General features: G+C 40.2%; 10 protein-coding genes. All 10 read left to right on the forward strand.

Going from position 1 to position 7,218, the window contains the following annotated elements; translation table 11 throughout:
* Positions 1-8 precede the first annotated feature (8 nt).
* The 10 genes from AC2JF8_RS08920 to AC2JF8_RS08965 all read left to right on the forward strand — a co-directional run bounded on the left by AC2JF8_RS08920 (position 9) and on the right by AC2JF8_RS08965 (position 6,728).
* The gene (locus AC2JF8_RS08920; RefSeq protein ID WP_500762749.1) at positions 9-269 is read left to right on the forward strand and encodes an SDR family NAD(P)-dependent oxidoreductase; all 261 of its coding nucleotides are present in this window, start codon (positions 9-11) and stop codon (positions 267-269) included.
* Complete coding sequence (locus AC2JF8_RS08925; RefSeq protein ID WP_500762750.1) at positions 256-1,449, forward strand: MFS transporter; 1,194 nt, start codon at positions 256-258, stop codon at positions 1,447-1,449. Before AC2JF8_RS08920 ends, AC2JF8_RS08925 begins: the two co-directional genes overlap by 14 nt.
* A gap of 744 nt (positions 1,450-2,193) precedes the next feature.
* Complete coding sequence (locus AC2JF8_RS08930) at positions 2,194-2,415, forward strand: hypothetical protein (protein WP_500729647.1); 222 nt, start codon at positions 2,194-2,196, stop codon at positions 2,413-2,415.
* Positions 2,416-2,677: 262 nt separating this feature from the next.
* Positions 2,678-3,013, forward strand: coding sequence for a PTS sugar transporter subunit IIB (locus tag AC2JF8_RS08935; protein ID WP_500729649.1), 336 nt, complete (start codon positions 2,678-2,680; stop codon positions 3,011-3,013).
* A 14-nt stretch (positions 3,014-3,027) separates the two neighbouring features.
* The gene (locus tag AC2JF8_RS08940) at positions 3,028-3,399 is read left to right on the forward strand and encodes a PTS sugar transporter subunit IIA (RefSeq protein ID WP_500729650.1); all 372 of its coding nucleotides are present in this window, start codon (positions 3,028-3,030) and stop codon (positions 3,397-3,399) included.
* A gap of 169 nt (positions 3,400-3,568) precedes the next feature.
* A complete protein-coding gene (locus AC2JF8_RS08945; protein WP_500762751.1) occupies positions 3,569-3,841 on the forward strand; it encodes a hypothetical protein in 273 nt (90 codons plus the stop codon).
* A gap of 308 nt (positions 3,842-4,149) precedes the next feature.
* The gene (locus AC2JF8_RS08950; RefSeq protein WP_500729653.1) at positions 4,150-4,311 is read left to right on the forward strand and encodes a helix-turn-helix domain-containing protein; all 162 of its coding nucleotides are present in this window, start codon (positions 4,150-4,152) and stop codon (positions 4,309-4,311) included.
* On the forward strand, positions 4,295-4,429 hold the full coding sequence (locus AC2JF8_RS08955; RefSeq protein ID WP_500762752.1) for a hypothetical protein: 135 nt from the start codon (positions 4,295-4,297) through the stop codon (positions 4,427-4,429). The genes AC2JF8_RS08950 and AC2JF8_RS08955 overlap by 17 nt, the downstream gene beginning before the upstream one ends.
* Before the next feature lie 218 nt (positions 4,430-4,647).
* Entirely contained in the window at positions 4,648-6,225 is a 1,578-nt protein-coding gene (locus tag AC2JF8_RS08960; protein WP_500729654.1) for an ATP-binding cassette domain-containing protein, read from the forward strand.
* 287 nt (positions 6,226-6,512) lie between these two features.
* Positions 6,513-6,728 carry a garvicin Q family class II bacteriocin gene (locus tag AC2JF8_RS08965; protein ID WP_500729655.1) on the forward strand — a complete coding sequence of 72 codons (216 nt, stop codon included), beginning with the start codon at positions 6,513-6,515 and terminating at the stop codon, positions 6,726-6,728.
* Positions 6,729-7,218 lie beyond the last annotated feature (490 nt).

Below are 7,218 nucleotides of genomic sequence, written 5' to 3' on the forward strand. Positions count from 1 at the left end.
TAAACAAATTGTTAGAAGGAAAAGTTGCAGTTGTTACGGGCGCACCCCAAGGGATTGGTTACGCAATTAGTGAAGAATTTGCTAAGCAGGGCAGCGATGTGGTTTTAACGGACTATAATGACAAGGTAGTAAGCGCAGCTGGAATGCTGGTTGGCGATACCTATGCGGTTACCCCGCCGGGCAGCACCGCCGGTTACGCTGTCTTTTCCGGTCGCAATGCCGTTAGCAGCATATGCAAGGGGGAAAATAATTACAATGGATACTATTGATAAAGCTTACGTTGCCAAAACGCGAATTGGTGTCCTTGCGGTCAGCATGATTGGCATGGCCGCTCTGGCCATCACGCCATCGTACGCGGCAATTGCCAGAACATTTACTTTGAGCGCTACTAGCGTACAAATGTTGACTTCTCTGCCTAATCTTTTCATGATGTTTGCGGGGATTATCATCGGGAAGCTGACTGCTACCAGAATCAACCTGAAGACTTTGACCGTTGCTTCAATTCTGCTGGTAACGGTTGGCGGCCTCTTGCCGCTGGTGTTCCACACGTCCTTCATGTTCCTAATCTTTTGTTCGTGCCTGGTTGGACTCGGTCAAGGTGCCTGTACCAACCTGACGCAGGTGCTGATTTCGCAGATTTTGCCCAAAAAAGAGCGCGAGGCGACGATGGGCCTGTCGACCACGTTCATCAACATTGGCGGTGTCATCTTCATCATGGGTGGTGGGCAGCTGGCAGCTGCCAGCACATGGGTCAATAATTACTGGATCTACCTTTTCTCATTATTCATTCTGCTTGTGGTCGTGCTCTTAGTGCCCCTGAAACCCAGGGACATTAATCCGGACGCAAGAAGCGGGCAAAATCACAAGATTCACCTGAATAAGTACGTCTTTTACTGCGCGCTGTGGGCCTTTTTGACCATGTTGCTGAACAACGTCCTGAACAATAACATTTCGCTGTTCGTCGTGCAGCAAGGCCTAGGCGCCACTTCCCAGGCTGCACTGACGTCAACCGTTTCGCTAATCGGTGGGATGCTGTGCGGCCTGATTGTAGGCCTAATTGGCAGGCGGTTCAAGTTTTCATCAATCGCTTTATCATTTTTACTCTATGGCTTGGCCTACCTGTTGATTGGCCTCTCCCATTCACTGCTAGTCGTCTTTCTTGGCAGCTTCCTGGTCGGGGCCGCGATGAGCATCGCGATGGGACAGTTCCCGTACCTGATCTCGCTGGTGGTTGACGACAGTAGCGTCTCGATGGCACTGGGCGTGTATGTCGCTATCTACTCAATCGGCGGCGTCATTAGCCCGCTGGTCATCAACCCGCTGATTGAGTTAGTTAAGAACATCGGCCTGAACGTTTTTTCCGGTAGCGGAATCCTGGCACTCACAATTAGCTGCATTTGCTTGCTCGTCAAGTTTCAGGAAAATCTGGTCGAACACGCGCTTGACTAAAAGCTAAATAGTTTGATTTAAGAATTCTCCTGCAGTATTAAGCTGCAGGGGGGTTGTCTGGTCAAAGTTGGTGCCACAGTGGATAATGGTGTTTATAAAGGTGATTTTGAGCGGTGATGTACTTAGAGTTATGAGTGAGCGGTACTTGCTATGACCAGAAAAGAATACCGGGAATTGATGTCACTGCACGATGCAGGCAAGTTGCTATTGTCTCAAAAATACGATTACGTTATGCGCTAAAAAATATGGGCTTGTCGGTGACCGGTGAGGATGATACATACTATGATCAAAAGGTGAAAATTAAGTATGGGGTTAAGGATATTTTCAGCGAGCGTACCATTAAGAAATACAAAATTTTGGATTTCATGGCATTGGTTGTTAAATTTGTGATTATCCAAATCCTGTTCAATTCAGATAATATTCTGTCATGTGGTCTGAACCCCTCCATAATTGAGAAAATTTTTGTCACCCCTCAGAAATACAACTATTGTAATTTTAAAAAGGATACTATAATATTGAAATGAGTCCCGAAAGTTAGACAACTTTCGGGGCTATTTTTTAGGTAAGATTGGCATTTTTATCTGAAGTTGTGCAAAGGATTACGCAGTTTTGCACGCCATTTCGTCTAAAAAACTTTGCAAAATCATCTTAGTGAATTCTCTTTAATGATAAAGGGTGTTATGTTATACTAAAACGGATATCAATAAAGCGCTTTAACGCTTGTTTTTAAAGGAGGGCTAGAACATGGCAAACTTTTTTGGCAGCAACCTGTTTTACCTGATAGTTTCAGTTTTGCTGATTGTCATCGGAATATATCAGTTGGTAACCAGCGTAGTTTATATCAAAGGCGTATTGCACCAGGGCACGGATAACGGCTTCATGCCGATTGCCATGTGGACCTCGCTATTGATTGGCGTGTTCTTGGTAATTGCAGGAATGATTGGCATTTGGCTTCACGCGTTTTAGACACGGGGGCGGCACGATTGTTGTGGATTTGCGGGCCGTCCTGCTATATGGCGCGTTTTATAAGTGAATGATGGGGCACCAGGCTTGTTAGTCTGATGCCCTTTTTTGACTATGGTGTGTTGGTCGCACTCCGGTTGCTTTGGCGTAAAACACAATTTTTCTTTGGTCTAGACAGAATTAAGCACATTCATGGAAAGCGCTACCGCAATAAGTGTTATAATAATATAAAACGTTGTTATAATTTTTAGAGGAGTAGATTACAATGGCAAAACTAACAATTATGCTGAATTGCAGCGCTGGCATGAGCACTTCATTACTGGTTACCAAGATGCAAAAAGCGGCCGAAGAAGAGGGCATCGACGCCAATATTTTCGCCGTTCCCGCAGCCGAAGCAGATAGCCACATTGAGCAGGACGATTTGGACTGCGTTTTGTTGGGGCCGCAGGTGCGCTACATGGAAAATGACTTTAAGAAAAAGGTCAAAGGCCAGGGCAAGGATGGCAAGGATATTCCGCTGGGCGTAATTGACATGCGTGCTTACGGCTTGATGGACGGCAAGAAGGTCTTAAAGCAGGCTGAAGACCTGATTAACGGCTAAGGCGAGGTAGAGAAATGGCTGAAAAAGAAGTATCCGAAGAAAAAGAACAAGAAACTTTGATGGCCGCGATGGGGTTGATTGCCAATGGCGGCAACGCCAAGAGCCTCGCCTTTGAAGCAATCCGCTGTGCAAAGGCCGGCGATATTGCGGGTGCCCGGGCCAAGCTCAAGGAGGCGGATGAGTCGCTGACCGAGGCACATAACTCCCAGACCGGGATGCTGACCAAGGAGGCCCAGGGTGACCACACCACGGTAACCTTGCTGGTTGTCCACTCCCAGGACCACCTGATGAATGCAATCACGTTTAGGGATTTGGCCGGTGAGATGGTGGACTTGTACGAGAAGCTGTATGAGGCTAAGGCCTTAGAAAAAGAAGCAGCAGAATAGGTTAAAGCAATTTAAAACGGCGAAGAATAATATCAACCTCGAAATTTAGACGATTTCGGGGTTTTATTATGGCTGAATTCTGCGGCCTTATTTTAGAAGTTCACATCTTACGCTGCAGATTATTACTTTTCAAATGATATGACCGACCTCAAGGACTGGGCGTATCAAAATGGAATTTCGGGCATGGGGCCAAACTTGCAGGTACACGCGCAGCACAAAGGCCAAAAACTATGGCATTGATACTCGAGATTACACCGTAGATTACATTGCTGGCTGGACAGACAACGGAAAAAAGCTTGATCAATTAGATCCAGAAGTGCAATCGAAAATTCTATCGAATACCACTAAGGCTGCCGATCGCATGGTAAATTTTATCGAAGAGAAGGAAATTGAAAAGAATATTGAGAAGCATACGACATCACAACCACTTTCTCAACTATAATTGACAACAATATATAAACAATATAAAAGAGGACAAGGGAAAGAAGAAGAGTTAGAGCTTTAATCTATTTTGTTTAACTTTGCCTTGCCTGTACCAATATTTTTTATTTATAATAATTAAATTAAAAAAATATTGACTTTTAATTCAATACATATCACAATATTGGATATACTACATTATTGGAGGTTAATAATGGGGTAAATTGTAAAATGAAGTTGAACACTTGCGCTGATTAAAAAATAAAAAAGTCCATTGGACTTCTCTGATAGAATGTAATTAACCCAATCAATTCTAGAAAGAAGTTTCCAATGAACTCGCTTAATTCTACCATATCTAGTCACCAAAAGGGCCAACATCTTGCTTTGCAAGACCGCGTGCTTATCCAAGTCTTGCACAGACAAGGTCAGTCCCTGCGCCAAATTGCCGCTAGTCTTAATTTGTTCGCCCACAACCGTGAAATACGAGCTTGAACGCGGTCAGATTGCACTCTATCACGGTAAACGGCACCGCTATGATGCCAAGCAGCGCTGGTCCCTTGATGCCCTGCGCAGGTCGAGCCTTAGCCAGCGGCACATTTGTCCGGAATGAAACGGTCTGCACCAAGACGCTTTACCATTATGTGGAACGTGGTTTATTACAGATTAAGGCAACTGACTTGCCTGAATGCTTAAGCCGCAAGATCTTAGCCTACCACACACCCGATGAATTATATGTGAGAAGATTAGATTGCATCTATCAAAGCAAATAAGGTGTTCAACTTAAAATTGCATTTTTCGAATTATTTTTAATATTAAGCAAGGAGAATTATGATTGCTAGATATTATACTAAATGGAAACTTATAGCACTTGTAATACTTGGCATAATTGCTAGTACGCAGAATATTGTTATGGCTTATGTGTTAGAAACCATGACAAATGCATTAGCAGATAGAAATTTGCATGAATTACCCCGCATGTTTTTAGTTGCTCTAATTTTGTTTTTAATCGTTTTAGTGGCTGAGTTAGGCTACAATTATTTAAAAAATGATGCTGTTAAGGAAGTCAATACCCTTTTGCGAACTAAAATTCTCGCGGGAATGTTAGAAACGTCTAAAGAAGATAATGCTTCGGCTTTAGGCTTTTTAACCAATGATTTTAAATTATTAGAAACTAATCGATTTAATGCTGAAATTAATATTGTCTTTTATTTTGTGACAGTGGCGTTTTCATTAATTTATGCAATATATATTAATATGATTTTGACGGTATTTTTCCTAATAGGTTCTACTCTTCCAATATTGGTTTCAGCTTTATTACAAAAGCCAATACGTAAAGCTTCAAATCAGTGGACCGAAGCTAATAGCAGGTATGTCAGTCAAGTAAAAAACATTTTAGCAGGAACGGATTCATTAAAGTTATATCACAAGCAAGCTAATGCTGTTGATGAAAATCTACCAAAAATTTCAAAATTAGAACAAGCTCTGTGTAAGATGAATTTGTTGAGTAATAATATTCATACAGTTGTAGGCTTTGTAGGAATTTATGGTACATTTGTCATTCCAGCCTATTTAGGTGGGCTAATGGTGTTACACGGGCAAACAACTATGGGTGTCCTATTTGCAATTGTTCAATTATCAAATTCGTTTATAAATCCGCTTATGCAAATTTTGGAAGAGCGCAATCACTTATCAACGACTAAAGATATTGTAAAAAAGGTTAATTATTATTTGGATTTGTCAGCCGACAAAGGGTCGTCTGACAAATATACTTTCAATAAACAAGTAAATTGGCAAAATATCTGTTTGGTAAGGGATAAAAAGCAACTTCTCAGTGGGCTTAATTTAATTATTAATCCTGGAGAAAAGATAGCGGTTATTGGACCTTCTGGCAGTGGTAAGTCTACTTTGTTGTATTTTATGATGTCTAATAAATTTGGGAAAGCATCAAATATTTTGATTGATAATCAAAAAGTCAAGGCCAATCAAATATCTAATCTATTTGCATATTCCAGTCAAGCACCGGTTATTTTTGCTGATACACTTTGGTTTAATTTAACATTAGGTGAAAAATTACCTGTAAACGAAGTTGAACAAGTTTGTGAGCAATTAGAGTTAAATACAATGGTGGAAGAAAAAGATTTTAGTTATCAATTAGGGGATAATGCCGACAAGCTATCTGGTGGGCAGTTAGCGAGAATCGAATTAGCAAGAGCAATTTTATCAAAACGTCCAATTCTTTTACTTGATGAAATCAATGCTTCACTTGATCAAGCGACTTCAGCCGCAATTCATCAGATATTATTGCATTCAAATTTAACCTTCGTAGAGGTAATTCATCATTATCAAATTGCTGATTTGGACAAGTATGATCAGGTAATTAATTTAGCGGATTATCAGGATAGGTAAATAATAGATTGGAGAAAGAGGATGACATTATAAATGTGATTAAATGTAATAGTATTGTAGAGTGCATATATAAAATCATAATTTTATCTATAAAAAAACAAATTGGTGAATTGTAAAATGAAGCTAAACAAGTTCCTGATAACACAGTACAAGCCTCTAATAAAGGAGCAGAAGCAAAACAGGCTGCTATAAACACAGCACAAGCTTCTAATAAAGAAGTTAAAGTAAAACAGGATATTAAAGCTGGACAAGTTCCTGATGAAGCCGTTAACCCATTATTACGCTCGATGGCACATACAGCAAGTACAGGATATTTTCCTAAAAATAAAGTAACTTGGCATGTAGTTGATAGTACCACTGGTTCTAATGGAGTACTTATACAAAGCAATACTGGACAATATAAATATGTTGTAATTAGATCTCCCACACAAACAGTTTTACATGTAATGAAACAAGGTTGGGGACATGCTATGAGTAAGGGTTTTGGATTTGGGCATAACTGATGAAAGTGGTTTATATGAACAAATAAAAAGTTAAACTATTTTATTTAATGAAATAAATTATTGTTTACAAGGCCTCATTACGACAAAAGAAAGAAAAATATTTCTTAATATAAAAAAGCGTTTAGAAAAAAGAATATTTTCCTGCTATAGTTAATTCTCTCAAATTGGAACTAACTCCTCTTGCTATTCGACAAGAGTTATCAGATAACGGAAGAAAGATTTATCGATTATTACTTGATCCACAATTCCCTGCAGACAAGGGATTGGGCATAGGATTAGCAACAATTTTTGGTGGACATGTAGGCTAAGTATTATCATTTATTGTATAAACAGAATATCAACGATTGAGAGTCTGGGAAAAAACTATTTCCCGGACCAACAAAAAAAGACGTTGAACTCAACGCCTTTTTTCGTATACATTTTGTCTTGGCCCTGATATTATTTATTTACCAAACTCAAATAGATCGGAGACCAATTTCAATGTACCAAA

Source organism: Lactobacillus sp. CA30L, from assembly GCF_059900845.1.